The 21,508-nt window shown below is 42.2% G+C and carries 17 protein-coding genes; 6 read left to right on the plus strand and 11 right to left on the minus strand.

Annotated features, from left to right (window positions below; genetic code table 11):
- Positions 1–79: 79 nt before the first annotated feature.
- Entirely contained in the window at positions 80–1,153 is a 1,074-nt protein-coding gene (locus EGC86_RS07460; protein WP_123777117.1) for a GGDEF domain-containing protein, read from the plus strand.
- A gap of 318 nt (positions 1,154–1,471) precedes the next feature.
- Here the strand turns inward: EGC86_RS07460 and hpf are convergent, their stop codons facing one another.
- Entirely contained in the window at positions 1,472–1,828 is a 357-nt protein-coding gene (gene hpf / locus EGC86_RS07465) for a ribosome hibernation-promoting factor, HPF/YfiA family (RefSeq protein ID WP_011636558.1), read from the minus strand.
- Between the two features lie 424 nt (positions 1,829–2,252).
- Between hpf and EGC86_RS07470 the strand changes: the two genes are divergently transcribed.
- Positions 2,253–2,903 (plus strand): DsbA family oxidoreductase, encoded by a 651-nt coding sequence (locus EGC86_RS07470; protein WP_123777118.1) that lies wholly within the window; start codon positions 2,253–2,255, stop codon positions 2,901–2,903.
- 70 nt (positions 2,904–2,973) lie between these two features.
- On the opposite strand, the gene EGC86_RS07475 is transcribed toward EGC86_RS07470, so the two are convergent.
- Positions 2,974–3,282 carry an early set domain-containing protein gene (locus tag EGC86_RS07475; RefSeq protein ID WP_123777119.1) on the minus strand — a complete coding sequence of 103 codons (309 nt, stop codon included), beginning with the start codon at positions 3,280–3,282 and terminating at the stop codon, positions 2,974–2,976.
- Between the two features lie 275 nt (positions 3,283–3,557).
- Between EGC86_RS07475 and EGC86_RS07480 the strand changes: the two genes are divergently transcribed.
- Positions 3,558–3,995 carry an OsmC family protein gene (locus EGC86_RS07480; protein WP_011636555.1) on the plus strand — a complete coding sequence of 146 codons (438 nt, stop codon included), beginning with the start codon at positions 3,558–3,560 and terminating at the stop codon, positions 3,993–3,995.
- A 116-nt stretch (positions 3,996–4,111) separates the two neighbouring features.
- Here the strand turns inward: EGC86_RS07480 and EGC86_RS07485 are convergent, their stop codons facing one another.
- The 4 genes from EGC86_RS07485 to EGC86_RS07500 all read right to left on the minus strand — a co-directional run bounded on the left by EGC86_RS07485 (position 4,112) and on the right by EGC86_RS07500 (position 10,939).
- Positions 4,112–7,396 carry a S41 family peptidase gene (locus tag EGC86_RS07485; protein WP_123777120.1) on the minus strand — a complete coding sequence of 1,095 codons (3,285 nt, stop codon included), beginning with the start codon at positions 7,394–7,396 and terminating at the stop codon, positions 4,112–4,114.
- Positions 7,397–7,598: 202 nt separating this feature from the next.
- Positions 7,599–8,447, minus strand: a complete 849-nt coding sequence (locus EGC86_RS07490; RefSeq protein WP_123777121.1) for a hypothetical protein — start codon at positions 8,445–8,447, stop codon at positions 7,599–7,601.
- Positions 8,444–9,061, minus strand: a complete 618-nt coding sequence (locus tag EGC86_RS07495) for a sigma-70 family RNA polymerase sigma factor (RefSeq protein ID WP_165872390.1) — start codon at positions 9,059–9,061, stop codon at positions 8,444–8,446. Before EGC86_RS07495 ends, EGC86_RS07490 begins: the two co-directional genes overlap by 4 nt.
- A gap of 21 nt (positions 9,062–9,082) precedes the next feature.
- Complete coding sequence (locus EGC86_RS07500) at positions 9,083–10,939, minus strand: vWA domain-containing protein (RefSeq protein WP_123777123.1); 1,857 nt, start codon at positions 10,937–10,939, stop codon at positions 9,083–9,085.
- A 305-nt stretch (positions 10,940–11,244) separates the two neighbouring features.
- Here EGC86_RS07500 and purE point away from each other — a divergent pair, with 305 nt between their 5' ends.
- Positions 11,245–11,736, plus strand: a complete 492-nt coding sequence (purE, locus tag EGC86_RS07505; RefSeq protein ID WP_011636550.1) for a 5-(carboxyamino)imidazole ribonucleotide mutase — start codon at positions 11,245–11,247, stop codon at positions 11,734–11,736.
- Positions 11,736–12,818: a 5-(carboxyamino)imidazole ribonucleotide synthase gene (gene purK / locus EGC86_RS07510; RefSeq protein WP_123777124.1), complete on the plus strand. Its 1,083-nt coding sequence runs from the start codon at positions 11,736–11,738 to the stop codon at positions 12,816–12,818. Before purE ends, purK begins: the two co-directional genes overlap by 1 nt.
- A 249-nt stretch (positions 12,819–13,067) precedes the next feature.
- On the opposite strand, the gene EGC86_RS07515 is transcribed toward purK, so the two are convergent.
- The 5 genes from EGC86_RS07515 to EGC86_RS07535 form a co-directional block, all read right to left on the minus strand.
- Positions 13,068–13,685, minus strand: coding sequence for a transglycosylase SLT domain-containing protein (locus EGC86_RS07515; RefSeq protein WP_011636548.1), 618 nt, complete (start codon positions 13,683–13,685; stop codon positions 13,068–13,070).
- A gap of 187 nt (positions 13,686–13,872) precedes the next feature.
- Positions 13,873–14,307, minus strand: a complete 435-nt coding sequence (locus tag EGC86_RS07520; protein WP_011636547.1) for a hypothetical protein — start codon at positions 14,305–14,307, stop codon at positions 13,873–13,875.
- A gap of 2 nt (positions 14,308–14,309) precedes the next feature.
- The gene (gene gshA / locus EGC86_RS07525) at positions 14,310–15,947 is read right to left on the minus strand and encodes a glutamate--cysteine ligase (RefSeq protein ID WP_281047832.1); all 1,638 of its coding nucleotides are present in this window, start codon (positions 15,945–15,947) and stop codon (positions 14,310–14,312) included.
- Positions 15,948–16,272: 325 nt separating this feature from the next.
- Positions 16,273–19,116: a M16 family metallopeptidase gene (locus tag EGC86_RS07530; RefSeq protein WP_165872391.1), complete on the minus strand. Its 2,844-nt coding sequence runs from the start codon at positions 19,114–19,116 to the stop codon at positions 16,273–16,275.
- Positions 19,117–19,182: 66 nt separating this feature from the next.
- Positions 19,183–19,611, minus strand: a complete 429-nt coding sequence (locus tag EGC86_RS07535; protein ID WP_123777126.1) for a YqaA family protein — start codon at positions 19,609–19,611, stop codon at positions 19,183–19,185.
- A gap of 567 nt (positions 19,612–20,178) precedes the next feature.
- On the opposite strand from EGC86_RS07535, the gene EGC86_RS07540 reads away from it, so the two are divergent.
- A complete protein-coding gene (locus EGC86_RS07540; RefSeq protein ID WP_123777127.1) occupies positions 20,179–21,426 on the plus strand; it encodes a dicarboxylate/amino acid:cation symporter in 1,248 nt (415 codons plus the stop codon).
- Positions 21,427–21,508 lie beyond the last annotated feature (82 nt).

Raw genomic sequence — 21,508 nt, forward strand, 5'->3', positions numbered from 1 at the left:
CATGTTCTTTTTGAATATCAAACATCACTCAAATCAATTCTAACGACATATCGGCACTAAGCATTTAAAGGATGACCCATTGCTAACATTCATTAAAAATGAAAGTAAAAGTAACGGAGAACTTCAGCAGGCTCGCGTTATATCTCTGTTTTCATTAGTCGGAATGTCGATGACTTTTGTGATGGGCGTAATAAGCTTATTTAACAGTAATAATGTATTAACCATCACTCTATTTGTCTCCAGCATCATTTACTGTTTGGCTTACATTGTACTCAAAAAATACAACAAGCTTAACCTGAGCTCTTTTATTATCATTTACTCGTTATATATACTGATGTTCTACTTAGTCTTTACTGGCGGGGTGGAACAAACAGGTCCATTGTGGATATTTATTGTGGCGCCAGTTTCCGTCTATGTACTGGGATTAAGTTATGGTCTGGTTAACCTGCTATTTTTCTTGAGTATTATCGCTATTATTATGTTTTCACCGATAGAGATGCCTCAATATGCAACTTACTCAACTGAGTTTAAAGTCCGGTTAATATTGTCATTTTTAACCACTACCTTCCTCTCCGCGTTATATGAATATTCAAGAATGTTATCCTACAATAGTGCGCTGAAGCTCGGTAAAAAATATCAACAACTCGCATTATCTGATCCATTAACGACACTGGCTAACCGACGTAATGCGTTAACCATTTTACAGCAGGAAAAATCAAGAATTTCACGAAACAACGAACCATTATCTGTTTTGCTCTGCGATCTTGATCATTTTAAAATGGTCAATGATAAATACGGCCACAATTGCGGCGATATGGTGCTTACTGAGTTATCGCAGGTGTTTAAACAGAGTGTGAGGCAGCAAGATTGTGTCGCACGTTGGGGAGGCGAAGAGTTTCTGTTTATTCTGCCGCAAACCTCGGCTGAGCAAGCTTCTGTCATTGCAGAAAAAATTCGTACTAACGTACACCATCATAAGGTGTATTTTCTTAAACACGAGATTAGTCTAACCATCAGTATTGGCATTTCACAATTAACCGATGATCAAAATATTGATGAGCTTATCAACAATGCCGACAGATATTTGTATCAAGCGAAAAAGAATGGCAGAAACCAAGTGTATCCACAGCAAACAACATCTATCGACCTTTAAGCCGATTGGAGTATTTTCCATCACATAAATGTTGTTGCTGTTTTATACCCAAAAATAACAGCTAAATGCTAGAACGCTTCGCGGCTAGACTCTATACAAAGATAACGCAGAAGCTTTACAAACTTAACAAGCTGCAGCGAACGTATTGATGCTTTACTGCGCTTAGCTTTTTAGCAATGAAACGTTCTAGCAAGTCTAAGCTAGCTTGAGTTTGCTAGGTTGTTAGTTATGACTGGACAAGGTTAGTTATTATGACGCTTGAACAAAAAAACGCAGCCTAAGCTGCGTTTTTGGGTATCGTTATATAAACGACGATGCTTAACGTAAGTCCATTTCTTGCACTTTTTCGTAAGCGATTTCAGGTGCAGTTACATCTGGTTTTTCATGTAAGTCTGCTTTTAATTGACCTTTACGATGCTTTAGTGCCGCATCTAATTTTTTAGCGGCGCTCGTGATAGCGGGATACATGACTAAGTCAGTACCTTTAGCAGCAATGCGAGTTCCTTCATAGTTAGTTCTAATTTCAACATCATATTCACCATGCTCTTTAGCAATGATGATATCTAGCGAGATAAGCGTCGGGAAATGGCTAGCTATTTTAGCGAATTTTTCATCTACGTGTTGTTTGACAGTATCAGTAACATCAACATGGTGACCAGAAAGATTTATTTTCATAGATTGTCCTTAAAAGAATTTACTTGCCAAATTTATTGCGTATTACAACTGCATGCTGACATAAATAGTGTTGTTGTACAAATGCAGGCTGACATATTTAGACATCGGCATGTGCTTTGTATCACAAGTACTCAAACCTATAATGTGTTTTATATCTGTTTGTATACTTTACCAGCAATACCATTAATAAACGTGCATGGGGTCTATCTAATTGACCTAACCCTTACATTGATTAAACATCAGATTACTGGTTAAGTATAGACACAATTTAGTCCCAAAGGTTGCAACTTTTGTGTTGTTTACACAAGTGATGGTAAACCAATCAATTAACCGCTAAAAGCAGTTAATTTATAAGCAACTATACCCATTTTATTTTTGTAGACTTAACTAAATTAAGTCGAATTAATCATTAACAGGAACATTCATGGCTACTAATCAGATCCAAATTAACATTATTTCAGACGTAATGTGCCCATGGTGCATTGTCGGTTATCGCCGACTTGAACAAGCATTGAACAAATTTGACGATTTAGAGGTTAAATTGCAGTGGCATCCGTTTGAGCTAAATCCAGCAATGGGGCCAGAAGGTCAGCATTTAGGGGAACACATTGCAGAGAAATACGGTTCAACACCAGAGCAAAGCGCACAAAACCGTCAGCGATTAACCCAAATGGGTGCCGATTTAGGCTTTGAATTTAATTTTTCCGACTCATCACGTATTTACAACACGCTACTGGCCCACCAGCTACTCTATTGGGCTGCAGAGACGGGTAAGCAAACTGACTTGAAATTGGCGCTGTTTAGCAGTTATTTTACTGAGCAGAAAAACCCAGATGACATTGAAGTACTCATTGAAGCAGCTACAAAGGTTGGCTTAGATGCTGCTGAGGCACGTGCAGTGCTCAGCGACAAACGCTTTGAAACTGCGGTAAAAGAAGAAGAGCAATTGTGGATCAGCCGCGGAATTCAAGCCGTGCCTGCCATTGTGTTTAATCAACAATATTTAGTCTCTGGCGCACAAGCCCCCGACACTATTGCAGAATTGATTACCAAACTGCTCGCTGAAGCAGCATAAGTCGCTTTGAAGAAACACACAAAACCCAGCCTAAGCTGGGTTTTGTTTTTTACGAGACAACCACTTAAACCTAGTCCAACTTGGTAACTAATAAGGTTGGCGACTCAGTACTTGGGCCTGTCACCGTAAAGCGATAGGTACTGGCGATTGTGACATTAAAATGCATGTTGGTGCCTTTTTTCACTAAGGTTTTCAACAGCCCTTCAGTCACAGCGTCATCACCGGCTATTGCGCCGAAGTCAATTGTCGACCAATCTGTTGTCGCGATTTTAAATTCATTATCACCAGCAGCTAACGTAATATCGACGTGGTAAATGACATAGCACAGCACATACGCATTGATTACAAATAGATAGTATTCCGTTGTTTGAAAACTCATAGATAAATAACGAAAATATATATAAAAGCATGATTCAAAAGATATTTAAATCGCATTAATGGATAAGGCTTTATCAACATTGTTTGTATCGATTTCGCCACATTTAGTGGTCGTTTCAGTTTGACTATTTGGGTCAAATTAATGGACATTAGGGTACGCTTGGTGTTGAATCAATAGAGATGTGTTACCGTTTGGTGAGTGACCGATTTTCAGAGTAATTCACGCTAAATTAAGTTGTTATAAACACCACGTCTATGTGGTTTGGGGAGTACAAAATGGGCTTTAAATTAACGGTAAATTGGCAGTCTTCACCAAGTGAGGAAGGTGAATTTAATCGCGATCATGAGGTTAAATTTGGCACTGGGCAAACGATTCAAGCGTCATCTGCGCCTGAATACAAAGGTAATGCTGATAAAGTGAATCCAGAAGAAAGCTTACTTGCGGCTCTATCCTCATGCCACATGCTGACCTTTTTAGCGATTGCCCATTTAAAGCGGCTACCTGTTGCCAGTTATGTTGATAATGCCACTGCTGATTTAGGTAAAAATGAGGCGGGTAAAGTCGCTGTGGTTAAGATGACATTAGCACCTAATGTCACGTTTGCAGAAGGGATTGAAGTTGACGAAGAAACGTTAGCGAAGATACATGAAAAAGCCCATGCAAATTGCTTTATTGCTAACTCATTAGCATGTGAAGTTGAAATAAAGCAGTAAGATTTTTTACAGTTTTACATTTTTACATTTTTACATTTTTACATTTTTAATAATAACCCTCTCAACATGATGCTGAGAGGGTTATTTTTTATTGGTTTACTTAACTCAATATGAGGTTACTTCGCTTTTATGTCAGCTGCTTTACCTATTTTTGGCATTGGCAAGCCTTGTAATGGAGCAATAGGTTGTTGTACTAGTTCATCTTTCAAATAACTGATAGCAGCATCAAGCTGTGCATCTTTACCGCTAAAAGTGGCATAAGGTAAGTTATCAACTTCAATGTCTGGCTCAACCCCGTGACCTTCAACAACCCAACGGCCATCGATGGCATATTGTGGGTATTCTGCCACTCGTGCCATGCCTTTGTCGGTCACTGAATTTCGACCCGATAACCACACTCCAGCGCCCGCGGTTTGCTTACCGATAATAGGCGCAATGTTTAGCGCTCTAATACCGGCAGAAAAAGTCTCACCATCTGAGTAGGTCATTTGATCAGCCAACACAACTAAATGGCCTCTGAAGGTTTGTTGCATGTTTGCGTTTGTGCTGCCATGAGTTGGCTGCCAAAATGCCCACGCTCGGCGTAACAGTTTTTCGATAATCCAGCTGTCGATATTGCCACCACGATTGCGGCGAACATCGATGATTAAACCGTCTTTGTCGTAATTAGTATAAAACTCGCGAGCAAAGCTTTCGACATCACCGCTGCCCATGGCATACAAGTGTAAATAGCCAATATTACCTTTAGAGGCTTTGGCCACTTTGTCGCCGTTATACTCAACCCAATCAAGGTAACGTAGCTTGGCATCGGTACCAATATCATGGGGAGTCACTATGGTATTGATGGCTGTTTTACCACGGACTAAACCGAGCAACACTTGCTTGTTGCCTTGATTTCGCAGCAGTTGAGTTACATCGGCAATGTTAGTGATTTTCTTGCCATTAATGCTCGCAATCACATCCCCTTCTTTCGCATCAACCTCAATACGGGCCAATGGGGATGCCGACAACGGTAACTCAGGATCGGTTTGATAAATATGGCTTATTACCACACCTCTATCGGTTTGTGTTAGCCTTGCCCCTAATGCAGCGGCTTTGGCTGCATCGGCATCTTGGGCAATATCGCCACCTCGTACTTGTGAATGTAATGAGTTCAGTTCACCCATCATTTGGGTGAAAATATCATTCAGCTCATTACGATCGGTCAGCCTGTCGACCAAAGGTTGATATTTAGCTTTAGCGGCTTGCCAATCTACGCCGCGCATTTTTGGATCAAAAAACGAGTCGCGATGCATTAACCACGCATCTTCAAAAATTTGTTGCCATTCTTGCTGCGGCGAAATACTTAATTGCCATTGGTCGGTGCTGACTTTGGCGCGCGATACATCGCTGGGAAGTTTATCGCCGGCATCGACAATCATGAGGCTTTTAGGATCAGACTGTTTGCGCAGCATGACTTTACTGCCATCTTTTGATAGCGAATATTGGCCGACATCTTCACTAAAGGTGTCGACTTTAATATTAAGCGGGTCAAACTTAATCAGTTTTAGCTCGCTTTTATCTTGGCTACCATCCAATAAATACAGCTTATCTTTAGCTGCCGTTAAGCTATTGTAGTTACCTGCATCAACTGGCACTTGCCATAAGCGTTGGTTTAATCCGTCCCACTCTACTTTGACTTTTGCTGGGGTGTCTTGGTCTTTACTGTCAGCTTTTTTTGCGTCTTTACTAACGGTAAGCTCGGTTGGTTTGGCAAACGGAAAAGACGCTTTAGCATCTAACGCTAAGGCAAACACTTGAGTGCGCTTGTCAAAAATCGGTCCCATGTTACGGTCGCCCCAAGGCGAGCCAGGATTAGCTTTAAATTCGCGGTTAGACAAGAAATACAACCATTTACCATCGTGACTAAAGCTAGGAGAAAACGACTCGTATTTATCTGTGGTCAAGGTTTGTGATTTTGATTCGTTAATGGAATACAACACAATTTGCGGACGTTGTTTGCCAATTTCAGCCTTGGTTAGCGCAATAAATTGACTGTCGCCAGACCATTTTATGTCTTGGTAAGGGCCTAAACCCTCACCATTTTGTATGATTTTTTGGTTATTGTTGCGGCTTAAATCAAGTAACCATACATTGCCCATGTAATCGTCATGCACTAAATAACGGCCATTGGGAGATAACGACAAGCTGGTGCGTAAGGTGCTGCCATCTTTAGTGAGCTGCTTAGCACCAGCAGAACCGTCGGCAGGATATTGCCAAATTTCTTGTTCGCCAGACGCATCACTAATGCCATAAACCCATTTGCCGTCATCACTTAACAATGCATCGCGTACACGACTATCGGCGGGTGAGTCTATTTGCACTAAACGACGACCATCGTTGCTGGCAATAGCTACATGGCTACGGGCCGTTATTACTACGTTATCGCCTTGATGAGAAAATACTGTCGAGGTGGCGTAATCCATTGGGTCGTTAACCCACTGCTCACGGCGATGAGTAAAGTCGCTGGTAAGCTCTATGGCTACTGTTGATTCCGCAAGATCGGCTAGATTAAGTAACTTAATGTCGGCGCCCTGCTGAAACACAATACGGCCGTTATTAAGCTGAGCGTCACGCACTTGCCAGTCGCTGTATTGAGTGTGTTGCTTAATGTCTTTGCCATCTAGGGTCATTGACCAAATGTTGTCATTGCCAGATTGATCACTGACAAAGTAAACACGCTGGTTCCATAGCATTGGCTGTTTAACCGAGCCTTCATGGGCGCTGGTTAACTGCTGCGCTTCTTGTTTACTGCCTAACTTATAACGCCAAATTTCGCCTTTGGCGCCGCCGCGATACACTTTGACATTGTCGCCGCTAACTTGCAGACCAAATTGGGTAAAATAAACATATTCACCTTTATCATCAATGGTGCCTTCGACTGCGTCAGCTAACGGTAAATCGGTAATGGTTAAGGATTGTGGGTCAACGGTTTTAAGCACCCAGAAGTTAGCCGGGCCAAAGGCGTTGTCGGTTGAATACAATACTTCGCCAGACGCTGTCCAGCCTTGCAGACGTACTCGGCTGTTTTCAAAGCTCACACGTTTAGCTACGCCGCCTTCAATTGGCATCACATACACTTCGGTTGCGCCTTCATAATTGGCAGTATATGCCACCCATTTACCGTCTTTAGAAATAGTTGCGTCTAACTCTTCTGCGGCCAAACTGGTTAAGCGGCTGGCTTTGGTTTGATTGAGTTGCTTAGTCCAAAGATCGCCTTCGGCAGTAAACACTAAGGTTTGATCGTTTAAGGCTGGAGCACGGTAATAACCTTGATTTGAGGCGTTGGCGAATATCATTGATGAACACGCTAAAGTGCCTAGTGCCAACATACAATGCGCAACGGAGCGACGAAGTTTCATGGTAAGGAGCTTCCTTATAAAGTCGATAATTAGAGATAACGCGTTATCGAGTAGGCTATTTTTATTGATTGATTCACGTTATCAGAGTTATGCCAATTGTTGCAGTACAAAAATGTAACTAAGCTCTACAGGAAACAAAAACGGCTAAGCAATAATTGCTTAGCCGTTGGTATTTTACCGTCTTAGTGTTCTGGTATTTTGCTTACTGCGAAGTCAGTTGCAGAACAATTTTATGGTATTGCTCATAAAGTGGATGCGACGGATCTGATAGCTCTGGGAAGCGTTGATCGATGGTGATCATATAACGCTCAGCCTGAATCAGTTTATTGTCGGCCATTAATACTTTTAAACGAGCCAAAGCAACATCAGCAGTATCTAACTCAATGTCACCTTTTAACGAACCATTAAATGACTGTTTCACTTGTTGCACCTCCTTGTCATGGCTACGTGATTGCAGCTCTAATGCTTTCTTTTGTACTTCTGCATTTACTTTGGCAGGTGCTGGCGCGGCACTCATTACCGCGGACGATTTATCTGCCATTTGAGATTCAATGGTTCCGTTGCTATCAGACCGATTGTTATCAGATGCTTCACTGACTACATCACGATTAACACGTTCACTATTCATTGGCGCTGAACTCATCGACAATCCCTGTACGGCAATCGATTCTGCGGCTGTGGCATCTTCAACTGGTGATTCTGTTACTTTAGGTACATCCGATGTCGATTTGACCTGCTTAAATGATGACTGCTGAGCAGGTACGCTTTGCTCCGAGTCTGTGCCAAGGTGTTTTTGCAAACTTGGATTTAATATAAATAATCCCGCCACCAGCAACACTGAGGCAGCACTTGAGTACACCCAAGCATTGCGTTGCCAGATTGATTTTTTAGTTGAACTCACTTTAGTGACGTTAGCCCCCGAACGCGCCTTGGCTAATATGGCTTCATCAAGTTCTGCAGAGGGTTGCTCTAATGGTTGTTGATGATAAGCATCTTTGATTTCAGTTTGTAATGCAGTGAACTCTGCATCATGATCTTGTTGCTGATTCATAATGTTGTCTCCGGCCTTTGATTAGCAATACATTGCTTAATACTCTGATAAGCATAACGAATACGACTTTTAGTTGCTTCTAAAGTCACATTGGCAATGTCGCTTATCATGGCGGCGGTCATGCCCATTTCAATGTTGAGTAAAAAAGCCTCTTTTTGCACTGCGGGTAACTTAGCAATGCAACCCTTCATCATATCGGCTTGTTGCTGCTGCTCAACTTGTGGCTCGGGCGAAGCTTGATCGTCGGCTTGTAAGTTGTCCATAGTTTCATCTTCACCAAGCGGGGTAACCTTATCGAGAGGCTTAACGGCTCGCACGTGGTCAATCAATAAATTATGGGCAATTTTATATAACCAAGTGGTGAATTTAGCCGTGACTTGATATTGCTTCGCCGCATTAATCACCTTACCCCAGGTATCTTGATACAAATCTTCGGCTAGCTGCTGGTCATGTAATTGACGCACAAAATATCGGTACAAAGGGCCTTTGTGTTTAAGGTATAAGGCTTCGAACGCGCGTACGTCACCGGCTTGGTAGTCGAGCATCAGTTGCTCGTCACTTCCCACTTGAGGAATTAATGACTCATCCTTAGGGTGTATTGATGTTGGCACCATTTTATCCTTTTTGTGACGCATTTATTGGCTAACCCAACGAGTTTCAGGTTCAGTCATCAAAACCTGCTTATCGAGTACACTTGCAGTTTTTAACATTTGCACAAACTCATGGCGATAGCCAAAACGGTCTTGGCCCATTGCAGACTCAGCAAGTGTAATTAACTTAGCATAATCAGTATCGTGGACATAATTATTCTGGTTAAGCAGCTGACCAAAACCTGCAACTGCCGCAGCAAATCTAAAATCGTCACTGGCTTGGTGTAAATGCGTTAGCTGCTGCTCACGGTTAATGGGGTAAGTGATTAATTGACTGTCTTGTTCGCCAATCGCTTTATAACGCAGCTTTAAATAAGCCACTTCATTTGTGGTATGTGGATGAACTTTAGCATCATCTATTTGCGTCGATTCTGTGGCGGTATAACGCAGCGGATCAACTAGGCGATTATGGCTGTCGTTATAACGAATTTCATATAATGCAGTAACAGTATGACCCGCACCAATTTCGCCAGCATCAACAGCATCGTTATTAAAATCACTGCGATTTAACAAGCGATTTTCGTAACCAATCAGTCGGTACTCAGACACCACCGCAGGGTTAAACTCAATTTGCACTTTGACATCGTGAGCAATGGTTAACAGTGTGGCACTAAGTTGATCAACCAGCACTTTTCGTGCTTCATTTAAGGTGTCGATAAAGGCATATTGTCCGTTAGCTTTATTGGATAATTGCTCCAACAAATGGTAGTTGTAACTGGCAGAACCTGAACCTAGTCCAAAACCAAGTGTTGATAAGCCAATACCCTTTTTGCTTTGACTGGCAACGAAATCGACCAATTGCTGATGATCTGTCATCCCCAAGTTAAAGTCACCGTCGGTGGCTAATATGACTCGGTTACTGCCGTTTTCGATAAAGTGCTTTTGCGCTAATTGATACGCCAACTGAATACCTTGGCTACCGTTAGTGCCACCTTGCGCGCTTAACTGACTTAGGGCTGTTTTAATGGCGGTAAAGTCATTACCTGCGACGCCGTCAAGGACGACACCGCTGGCACCGGCGTACACCACAATCGATACTTTATCTTGCGCCGATAATTGCTGACTCAGCATTAGCATGGCTTGTTTCAATAATGGTAATTTATCAGCAGACGACATAGAGCCTGACACATCAAGTAATAACACCAAGTTACTTGCGCCAAGCTTATCAGGCGCAACATCAAACCCTTTAAGGCCAATACGTAATAACTGAGTATCTGCATTGTAAGGTGATGGTGCTAATTCAGTATTGACACTAAATGGCTGCTCAGAGTTTGTCGGTACTGGGTAGTCATAGCTGAAGTAATTGACTAACTCTTCTACCCTAACGGTATTCTTAGTCGGTAGTTGGCCTTGATTGATTAATCTGCGCGTAGTGCTGTAACTGCCAGTATCAACATCAATTGAAAATGTCGATACCGGTGTTTCGCCAGCAACCATATTGCCGTTTTGCACTACCGACTCAAACTTATCATTAATCGTTGGTGCCAAAGAGAAATTGCGGTCACTTACGCTAACATGCTGAGAACTCACAATACGCTGCGCCATTGACGATGCCATGACTTTAGCACTGCGAGGTAGCTCATTTGAGCCTTGGTATAAATCAGCCTGTGGTTCAGACGCCATCACTAAGCCTGCTACCTCAGATAACTCGGAACGCGCTTGTGCAGAAGAATCCGTTTTACTCGCGGATTGAATTTTAGAAGCGGGCTGATTTTTAGAAGTAGATTGGGGCTGACTTTGTTTCGCACTGTCTTTGGATTCTTGCGCACAACCACTGATAATAATCGCACTAATCACGATGGCTAAGGCGCTGCGAGTGAGTTGTTTATGGGTATTGTTCATGGTTATTCCTCTAATCTATCGACTGATTTATTCATATTGGCCGCATCAACACAGTGACCTTGCATACAGCTAATAACGAGCGCGATAAGTAAAAGGGTTATTTATATACAATGTGTTTAAGTAGTTTTCGTATTTAGAAACTGAGTGTTAGCCTCAAGAAACACTGAAATGCAGCCAACAGAGCACGGCTTATGCTATTATCTAGCACCTTTTTTATCGCCTTAATATTGACGTTAACAGCCGCTGTACCCTACTGAGCGAGTTAACTAAATATACTAATAGAATAAGTACGTTAAGGAGTTAACATGCAAGCCCTAGTTGCTGTTGTAATGGGTTCGAAAAGTGATTGGCCGACAATGGAAGCCGCCGCTGAGATTATGGATAAGTTACAAGTGCCTTATCATGTTGAAGTTGTTTCAGCTCACAGAACACCAGACAAGCTAATGGAATTTGCAAGTTCTGCTGCAGATAAAGGCTATAAAGTCATTATTGGTGGCGCAGGCGGAGCAGCCCATTTACCAGGCATGATCGCCTCTAAAACGCGTTTGCCAGTATTGGGAGTCCCAGTACAAAGCAAGGCGCTATCTGGCATGGACAGTCTATTGTCTATTGTACAAATGCCTAAAGGGATTGCCGTTGGCACCTTGGCTATCGGTACGGCTGGTGCGTTTAACGCAGGTTTACTTGCTAGCCAAATTTTGGCGATTACCGATGCCGCTTTAGCTGAGCGTTTAGAAGCATTTCGTGATGAGCAGACTCGCTCGATCCTTGATAATCCCGATCCGAGAGAAGACTAATGACGTTGCCAAAAAATCTATGGGTATTGGGTGACGGTCAATTAGGCGCCATGCTCAGTCATGCTGGCCAACCGTTAGGCATTAATGTGCGCCCAGTCGATATTATGACGCCATCAGATGCACAATTACCGCTAGAAGCTGACGACATCATTACCGCTGAACGCGAGCAATGGCCTGAGTCGCAGTTAAGTTTACAACTCAGCCAACATCCACATTTTATCAATGGCCCTGTATTTGGTCGTTTAGCGGATCGTTTTAGCCAAAAAAGTCTGCTCGATGAATTAGCCGTCGCCACATCACCATGGCAATTAGTTGATGATAATACCAGCACAGAGGCGCTACATCAGGCTTATGGTGAACGGGTATTATTAAAACGGCGCACTGGTGGTTATGACGGTAAAGGCCAACATTGGCTTAAGCAGGCAGAAGCAACAACCATCCCTGCCGATTGGCGTAATGAAGCCATTGCAGAACAAGCGATTAACTTTGATGAAGAAGTGTCACTAGTCGGTGTACGCACCCAGGATGGCCGCTGTTTATTTTATCCACTGACACTTAACCTGCATCAAGACGGTATTTTAATGGCATCTATCGCGCCTTTAAGCCGCTTAGCGCCTTTGCAAGCTGAATCAGAAGACATGTTGAGCAAGGTGATGCATGGCCTTGAATACGTGGGTGTGATGGCAATGGAATGTTTCCGTGTTGGCGAACACTTAATGGTCAATGAGTTAGCGCCGCGGGTGCATAATTCTGGCCATTGGACTCAAGCGGGCTGCCACATTAACCAGTTTGAATTGCACTTGCGTGCATTGTGTAATTTACCTTTGCATCAACCACAGGTTAATTTCCAATGTGTGATGGTTAACCTAATTGGTGTCGCTAAAGACGACCGCTGGTTAAGCCTGCCAAATGCCGAACTGTTTTGGTACAACAAAGACGTTCGTGTTGGTCGTAAAGTAGGTCACTTGAACCTGTCTGTGCATAATAAAGCGATGTTAGATGACAGCATTAGCCACTTAAAAGTGTGGATGCCACAGCAATATCAAGCACCATTAGATTGGATTTTGGCAGAGTTTGCTTAATAGATTGGTTAAACAAGCGGGTTTAATTAGTTTGTAAAATCAATTAAACAAGTCATCAAATCTGTTTCTTAGGGCTTTACCTAAAGACACACGAAAAAAGGAGCCTAGGCTCCTTTTTTGTTATTGATTTTTGGTGATTAATTTTTGGTGATTGAATTATTTCTTATGATTGAATAGCTAGGAATTTCGCTTAAAACGCTAATCATTGTTCGCCGTCATCAGTAAACCGATACACAAAGTCACTCAGACTTAATCAAAAAATACTCGCCATAACCACGACGAATCTAAATCTTCTTTGCATTGATGATACTGCGCAGCGTAGCGTTTTGAACGTTTGTCGACTTTATTGGCTACAGGCGTTAACCATCTTTTGGCTTTATAGCTACCACGCTTATAGCCGCCCCAACCTTCGTGATAATTTAAGTATTGGTTTTTAGCATCCCACTTTGATACGCCATTAATTTTATGGGTTTTGTAAATAAACCAGCCCATAAAGTCCATCGCATCATCAAAATCACTGCGGCTAGACCAACTATTACCGGTTTCGCGAACGTAGTCGTCCCACGTCATGGTTTTAGCTTGTGCGTAGCCATAGGCATCGCTGGCTCGTCCAGTGGGGATAAAACCTAAAAAGTATTCCATAGGTGGTGCGGCATTGTGTTTGAAGGAACTTTCTTGATACATCATCGCTAAAGGAACATGTACTGGTACGCCCCATTTTTCACGGGTGTCTACTGCGGCTTCATACCAAGAACGGTGTTCTTTAAAAATCGAACACAGATTATCAGGCTCTTTCGGAGGCGAGGTGGCACAACCCGCTAATGACAGTAATGCAATTGCGCTAACAACACCTAAAAAAAACTTCATAACACCTCTACCAGTACCTAAGATATTGATTCTGGACTCAGTTTTACATCAATTAAAAATCAATGCAATTATCCTTACATTTTTTTGTTGCATTGTTTTATACAGGAACAGGCATTCTTTCAACAATGCGCCTCAAACTGAAAAGATTGAGTGACCCTGATTGAGCACATAATTGATGGAGTGGGTATTAACGTTTCATTTCACATTGATGAGATTCTGTTTGCCAAATAATTGGCTGCCAGTAGCCCTGATTTTGACCAATATAGATTTTATCGGTATTGAATTGAGCTGCAATATGATAGCGCTGATCGAGCTCAACATTGACAGTAAACACTTTCACTTTACGGGCTGATAATGACACTTTTAATTCTGGTGAGTTAATCAGCTCTGCCACTGTAAATGCATGCTCGCCTGGCGATAATAGGTAATTGGGCCTTGAAATAACGGCAACGCCATCCAAGTGAGTGACCACGACACGGTATAAGTTGGCACTGTTATCGGGCGCTAAATAACTCGATACAGTACCGCACTCTACCATTTCATCTGGCGATGAAGCACAGCCATGTAAAGCTAATGCCACAACCGCTACAAGCAGTGCTCGCCAAGATGAATAAACTTGCATGATTACTTCGCCTCGAAAGTGCCTGCTGGAACAACATCACTAAAATAATGAGCGAGGAACGTCGCAAAATTATCTTGTGGTTGAGCTTCTAAACTGTGCTGCTCAAGCAAAGACTTTTTAGCTTCGTTTTCATAGCCTTGTTCGACTTCATCGCTTAATGGGTAATGGCTTAAAAATTCATGATAATCATTTGCCAGTTGTTTAACCCACACGCTATGGTCGGTGCCTTTAACCACAACTTCGTTTATCACCCGGCCCGATAACGTTTTATCTGGATCATCGATAGCTTCAGACCACGTGCTTAAGGCTGTTTGGTAAGCATGGCTATCATCACCATCGAGTAGCTTCGCAATTGTGTTTAATTGCCCAAATAACTCGTGCATCCATTGCGTTAGGCTAATGGTCTTACCGTTGCGTTGTAATTCAAGTCCAGGTTTACGACCTTCTAATACTACGGCTTTCAAGTTAGCGGCAATCTCTGCGTCGCCGACGGCATCAGTATCCTCAGATGGCGACAATAAGCAGTACAATAAAAATAGATCAAGAAAACGCACTTGAGTTGCATCTATCCCTACTGGGCTAAATGGATTAACGTCTAAGGCACGTACTTCAATGTACTCAACGCCTGCACGTGCTAATGCTTGTGAAGGTTTCTCGCCCTTTTGGGTGACACGTTTTGCACGGATTGGTGCATAAAATTCATTTTCAATCTGCAAAATATTACTATTGAGTTGGCGGAATTCACCGTCGACATTAATACCAATCTTTTCAAACTTTTTCGATGGCATTTTAATTGCTGCGCCGACGCCTTCAAGGTAATCAGGCAATGAGTTGTAGCTAATATTAAGCGTGTCTTGTTCTTTGTTGGTATAGCCTAAATCACTCATGCGCAATGAAGTTGCATAAGGAAGGTATAAGGTCCCTTTACCGGTTTTTTTAAATTCAAAATCGACGTCTTGATCTTTTATAAATGAACTACATAATGCCGGCGTTGACCCAAACAAATACGGTAACACCCACACTAAACGACGGTAGTTACGGATCAATCCAAAATAAGATTCTGAGATAAAGTCTTCAAAGCTAATATTTTTACTGCAACAAGCGGCACCATTGGTCATCTTGTCATCATACAAACGTTGCCATAAATCTTGCGACACCGAAAAGTTAAAATGAACCCCAGAAATGATCTGCATTAATGCACCATAACGATGGGTTAACCCTTTACGATATAAGGTTTTCATTTTACCGTTATTGGAGTTGCCATATCGTGCTACAGGGATATCACTGACTTCACCTACGTAACATGGCATGCTGACAGGCCACAATTTTTGGCCGTTAAGGTTACGCACACTGTAAGCGTGAGTTTGCGTTAACCCTTCGAGCAAATCATCAATACTATGACTCACTGGCGTAATAAATTCTAATAAGGCTTCGCTGTAATCAGTGGTAATGCGCGAATGGGTCAGAGCAGAACCGAGCGCTTCTGGGTGTCCGTCTTGTGCTAAATGGCCGTTTTCATCAATACGCAATGCTTCACGTTCAATACCACGTAACATGCCCAATAAAGCCTCACGGCCTTGAGTGTCGCTTAAGTGTTCGACTTTTTCATTGAAAGACTTCAATTTACTACTCTCTTTTATGGATTCGCATTGCGAGTAAACAGCTAGACCTGATAATAAACGAGATTATTACTGAAAACGCGAAAAAAAATGTAACTCAGTATAATTAGCGTGTTTATGGGTGTTAAATTAAAAACGGCAACATAAGTCGTCACCGTTGATTGAGCCTCAAACATTATCTTTTATTTGCCAAAAAACCGACATCGTATGATATTACGATTAAAGCACATAATTTAGCTCAATCTATATTTACAACAGATTGAGCTAAGGACATATCTCATGTATATGAGGCTAACATTAGCTTATTTCAAGGCTAGTGTTAACCCTAGTAGTAGCAAGTGTTCAACTAGTCGGCAAGTGTCATCATTTCAATCTGATACCCCAGCGCTGTTAACTGCGGTACAACTGTGGTTTTATCACCCACCACCAGCATCACCATATCATTGATATTTAATAATTTACTGGCAAGTTTGTTTAACTCTTCGGTTGAAATATTTTTCACAATTTTGTCTTGTTTAGCCGTAAAACTTTTATCGAGCTGATAACGTTGGATCATTCTTAAAAAACCGGCTTTTTGATACGGGGTTTCGTATTCTAATGCTTGGCTTTGCGCAATAGAACTGCGCATAAAGGCACTTTCTTCGTCAGTCATACCAGATGCTTGGTAAGCGTTAATTTCGTTAACAAACTCAGCTAATGCTAACCCTGTTACATCGCTTCTTACGCTAGCATACGCCATAAACTGACCGGTATCTTCTGCGCCACCAAACTGAGTGCGCGCACCATAGGTGTAACCTTTATCTTCACGTAGATTAAGATTAATACGGCTATTAAACGCATCCCCTAATGGGTAGTTCATCAGATAAGCTTTAAAATAATCACCTGTTGCATCATAGGGTAACGACACTTGGCCGATATTAATCACCGACTGTGCCGCACCGGGTTTATCAATCAAATAAATGGTGTTTTTAAGGTGTGTTGGTAATGCAGGCAGCGCTGCAACTTGAGTCGCCTCACCTTGCCATTCATTAAACATCGACAACTTAGGCATTATTTGTTGTTGATTTAAGTCAGACACCACGACCATCTGAGCATTACCTGCACGGTATTGCTGTTGGTAAAATTGCTTCACGTCATCTAGCGTTAATGCTGATATTGATTTAATCGTACCATCACTGCTGATCCCTAATGGGCTATTGTTGCCATATAACAAGGCAGAAAAACCACTACGGGCTAGATAGTTAGCATCGGACATTTGATGTTGCAAACCTTGCAACTGCTGTTGTTTAACTCGTTCAAAATCTGCAGCAACAAAACCGGGACTAAACAAACGCTCTTTAACGATGGCAAGCGTGGCATCTAAGTTTGCCGTTAAACTCGACACTTTAAGGTAACTTTGTGAATCGCTGGCGCCAAAACTAATCGATGAACCCAACATATCAAGCGCCCCAGCCAAATCCTCGCTGCTGCGTTGCTCGCTCGACTCATTGAGCATTGATGCAGTTAACTCAGCAAGACCCGCCTTGTTAATTGGGGTTAAACGATGGCCGCCATCCAAATAAATAAGCAGTTCGACAGTTGGCGTTTCGTCACTTTCAGTGCCCATTACTTTAATGCCATTTGCCAGCTTACTGTCCCATAATTGCGGCACGGTTAGTATCGGCGCCGCGGCTGATGTAGGGGTTTTATTGCGATCAAATGAAGATTTGGCGAAAGTGATATCGGTTAATCCCGTTACCGCTTCTTGCGCAATAGGCAAAGTAGTCGGTTCAAAATTATCCGCGTGGGCGATTAATTGTGTTTGCCCTTCTGGCACAATACTCATTACCACCATTGGCTTATTTTTAATGTAGGTATTAAATACCCGCATTACATCGGCTTTGGTGACGTTAGCATAACGAGCTAAATCAGCAGCCACCATGTCAGGTTTACCAAAAAAGGTTTGGTTAGCGGCAAGTGTCGAGACTTTTCCAGCGACACTTTGCATACCAAAAATAGTGCTGGCTTCGAACTGTACTTTGACTTTTTGCAAGTCATCGTCGGTTACGCCACGTTGTTCAAACTCACTGATAGTTTCATTAATTTTGCTTTCAAGCTCAGCAAGACTGCCGCCTTTACTCGGGTTAGCGACAGCGTAAAGTGATAACTGACAAGTAAGCTCTTGGCATGGATGGCTGACTGCAGCTTGGACTGCATAACCATCTTTGACCAAATTTTTATAGATAAGTGATGTTTTACCGCCACCGAGAATATTAGCGAGTAGATCGAGTGCGGCTTCGTCTTTGTGTTGCGCGTAAACAGTGGGGAATCCCATGTATATTAATGGCAAATGTACTTTGTCTTCCATCGATATATAACGGGTTTTATCCAATGTCACCATGGTTTTAGCTTCAGGCTTAACCGTAGGCCCCGCTGGAATTTCACCAAAGTATTTATTTACCCATGCTAACGTTTGGATCTCATCAAAGTCGCCACCAATGGTTAAGGTCGCATTATTAGGCCCATACCAACGTTGAAAAAAATGTTTCACATCAGCAACTGTGGCGCGATCTAAATCATCTGGCCAGCCAATAACAGGCCAAGAATACGGGTGACCCGCTGGATAAAACGCTTGGTTAAAACGTTCATTTAAACGGCCATAAGGACGGTTATCAATCCGTTGTGCACGTTCATTTTTAACGGTTTCACGTTGTACTTCGAATTTTTCGCTCGTGAGGGCGGGCAGTAAAAAGCCCATACGGTCAGACTCTAACCAGAGCATCTTCTCTAATTGATTACTTGGCACGGTTTCAAAATAATTGGTTCTGTCGGTATTGGTGGTGCCGTTTAATGTTCCGCCCGCTTCAGTAACCACTTTAAAATGCTGTTCATCACCAACGTGTTGTGAGCCTTGGAACATCATGTGTTCAAATAAATGTGCAAAGCCACTGCGACCGGCTAATTCACGGGCTGAACCGACATGATAGGTCACATCGACATGAGCTAATGGATCTGACTTATCTTGATGCAAAATCACGGTTAAGCCGTTGGCTAACTGATATTTTTTATAAGGAATGCTAACTTGATTTTCTGTCGGGGCCGCGGTTTCAATTAAGGTAACACCTTGGGGCAAACTCGACGACTGATACGCGTCATAGGCGCAACCACTTAATACAGCACTGATGGCCGCTGCTAACATCCATTTATTCAAATTTAGTTTCAAAATCGACTCCTTCCTTAAAACAAAAATAACCATCGTTGCAAGAGCAACGCGGTATCAATACTTAAACGTATACGTCATCAGCAATACAATGACGCTATAACGTAATAATTTACCCATAAACATAAATAATGAGGCTGGTAAGATAGGTATTTTTAACCATCCAGCCAGTAAACATAGCAAATCACCGATTATCGGTAACCAAGATAATAATAGGGCCCACATACCATATTTTTCTATCCATGCGAGTGCATAGCGGTATTGTCGACGTTGAATATCTTGTGGATTTTTGGCTAACCGCCCTGCTCGACCAAGACCATAACTGGTTATCGCACCAAGCGTATTACCAATAGTGGCCAGTATCAATAATTCGAACCATAAAGATGGCGTTTGATTAAGTAATGCCACCAGTAACACTTCTGAGCCGCCAGGCAACAGTGTTGCAGCCAAAAAGGCGCCGCTGAACATTAACCATAAACTCGTCATCGATAGATCTTATTGTGCACTAGCATATTCATTCCAATGACTATTCATTTTATTTTTATCGTACCTTCACAATGAATATCTGCACAGCACAATATGAAGATATTGAACGCGGTACCCCCTAAAGACCACTCACGACTATCTCAATCGCAACTTAGACATAATCCCGATACAGTTCATTGTTACGTAAATATGCAAGGTTACCCCAACTCAATATACAAAAATTGAGCAACAACAGCGCGAATTCGTTAATAAATAGTAAAAAAACTTAAAGTTATAATAACAAACTCAGTTATTCATATAAGTTATAATAAAATAACGTTGTTTGTCATTCGCTCACTTCATACAATGCGATTAATATTTATTAACCTCAGCGGGTTTATTAAGGCATTATTTAGCGTAAATACCACGCATAGCCATAAGAAACTAAACCGAATACCGCAACACATCGCCATTGTAGGGTTTAGCTTTTAAGTAATTAATCACTCATTAATGAACATAATGAGTTACGTACAACGATGTTGCCTAATCAGATTTAGCGACGTCACAATGACATAATTTGGAACTTTCATGATATTGCAAACGCTCAAACGCATCCCTTTTTGGCAGAAAGTCATTGCAGGTTTTGTTTTAGGAACACTCACCGGCGTCGGATTAGGCGAGTCAGCCGTGATGTTAAAGCCTCTTGGCGATCTGTTTATCAGTGCCATTAAAATGCTGGTTGCCCCTTTGGTATTTTGTGCCATTGTGGTGAGCATTACCTCGCTGGGCTCACAAGGTAATTTAAAGCGCTTAAGTTTTAAAACTTTAGCCATGTTTATGTTTACCGGCACCATTGCTTCATTTATTGGTTTAACTGTCGGCAGTCTTATCGACATGGGCGGTAACCTAGCCTTAGCCACATCAGAAGTTCGCGAACGTGATATTCCAGGCTTTGCTCAGGTATTACTCAATATGATCCCGGTGAATCCGTTTGCCTCATTAGCCGACGGCAATGTGCTTCAAATTATTGTCTTTGCCGCGTTAATTGGCATTGCCATTAATGCTGTGGGCGAGAAAGCAGCACCGCTTAAAAACGTGATTGAAGCTGGCGCTGAAGTGATGTTTCAACTAACGCGTATGGTATTAAAACTGACACCTATTGGTGTATTTGGTTTAATGGCTTGGGTTGTGGGCGAGTATGGCTTAAGTACATTATTACCATTGGGTAAGTTTATTATTGCGATTTATATTGCCGCGTTAATTCATATTATCTTTGTGTATGGCGGTTTAGTTAAATTTGCTGCGGGTTTAAGTCCACTGCAATTTTTCCGTAAAGCCATGCCGGCTCAAATTGTGGCCTTTAGTACCGCATCAAGCTTTGGTACTTTACCTGCCAGCACACGTAGTACTGAAGCAATGGGCGTATCGAAACGTTACAGTGCTTTTGTACTGCCACTCGGCGCAACCATGAACATGGACGGTTGTGGCGGTATTTATCCTGCTATTGCGGCCATTTTTATTGCGCAAATTTACGGTATTCCGCTTGATATGACGGACTACATGTTGATTGCGGTAACGGCAACGGTAGCGTCTGTCGGCACAGCAGGAGTTCCTGGTAGTGCGATGGTGATGTTAACTGTCACTTTGGGCGTGATAGGCTTACCACTAGAAGGTATTGCCTTCATCGCAGCCATAGACCGTATTATTGATATGATCCGCACGGCAACTAACGTGACTGGCGATATGATGACTGCGGTTGTGATTGGTAAATCGGAAGGCCAATTGGACGTAGAGCAGTTTTATTCAGATGAAAAACCGGTTGAGCAAGCCGCTTAACAATATTTCCATTGTATGGTTTGACCTAAAATACCTAGATTGTTTTTAAACAAGCCAGCACTTTTTAGTGCTGGTTTTTTAG

It is taken from the genome of Shewanella frigidimarina (assembly GCF_003797125.1).
Taxonomy (GTDB): domain Bacteria; phylum Pseudomonadota; class Gammaproteobacteria; order Enterobacterales; family Shewanellaceae; genus Shewanella; species Shewanella frigidimarina.

Excerpts from the sequence above, each read along its gene's own strand:
- EGC86_RS07520 (WP_011636547.1), bottom strand. The coding sequence starts at position 14,307 with ATGCAAGTTTATTCATCTTGGCGAGCACTGCTTGTAGCGGTTGTGGCA.
- EGC86_RS07480 (WP_011636555.1), top strand. The coding sequence starts at position 3,558 with ATGGGCTTTAAATTAACGGTAAATTGGCAGTCTTCACCAAGTGAGGAA.
- EGC86_RS07535 (WP_123777126.1), bottom strand. The coding sequence starts at position 19,611 with ATGACGAGTTTATGGTTAATGTTCAGCGGCGCCTTTTTGGCTGCAACA.
- EGC86_RS07515 (WP_011636548.1), bottom strand. The coding sequence starts at position 13,685 with ATGAAGTTTTTTTTAGGTGTTGTTAGCGCAATTGCATTACTGTCATTA.
- EGC86_RS07490 (WP_123777121.1), bottom strand. The coding sequence starts at position 8,447 with ATGAATCAGCAACAAGATCATGATGCAGAGTTCACTGCATTACAAACT.
- EGC86_RS07495 (WP_165872390.1), bottom strand. The coding sequence starts at position 9,061 with ATGGTGCCAACATCAATACACCCTAAGGATGAGTCATTAATTCCTCAA.
- EGC86_RS07485 (WP_123777120.1), bottom strand. The coding sequence starts at position 7,396 with ATGAAACTTCGTCGCTCCGTTGCGCATTGTATGTTGGCACTAGGCACT.
- purE (WP_011636550.1), top strand. The coding sequence starts at position 11,245 with ATGCAAGCCCTAGTTGCTGTTGTAATGGGTTCGAAAAGTGATTGGCCG.
- purK (WP_123777124.1), top strand. The coding sequence starts at position 11,736 with ATGACGTTGCCAAAAAATCTATGGGTATTGGGTGACGGTCAATTAGGC.
- EGC86_RS07475 (WP_123777119.1), bottom strand. The coding sequence starts at position 3,282 with ATGAGTTTTCAAACAACGGAATACTATCTATTTGTAATCAATGCGTAT.
- EGC86_RS07540 (WP_123777127.1), top strand. The coding sequence starts at position 20,179 with ATGATATTGCAAACGCTCAAACGCATCCCTTTTTGGCAGAAAGTCATT.
- EGC86_RS07470 (WP_123777118.1), top strand. The coding sequence starts at position 2,253 with ATGGCTACTAATCAGATCCAAATTAACATTATTTCAGACGTAATGTGC.
- hpf (WP_011636558.1), bottom strand. The coding sequence starts at position 1,828 with ATGAAAATAAATCTTTCTGGTCACCATGTTGATGTTACTGATACTGTC.
- EGC86_RS07500 (WP_123777123.1), bottom strand. The coding sequence starts at position 10,939 with ATGAACAATACCCATAAACAACTCACTCGCAGCGCCTTAGCCATCGTG.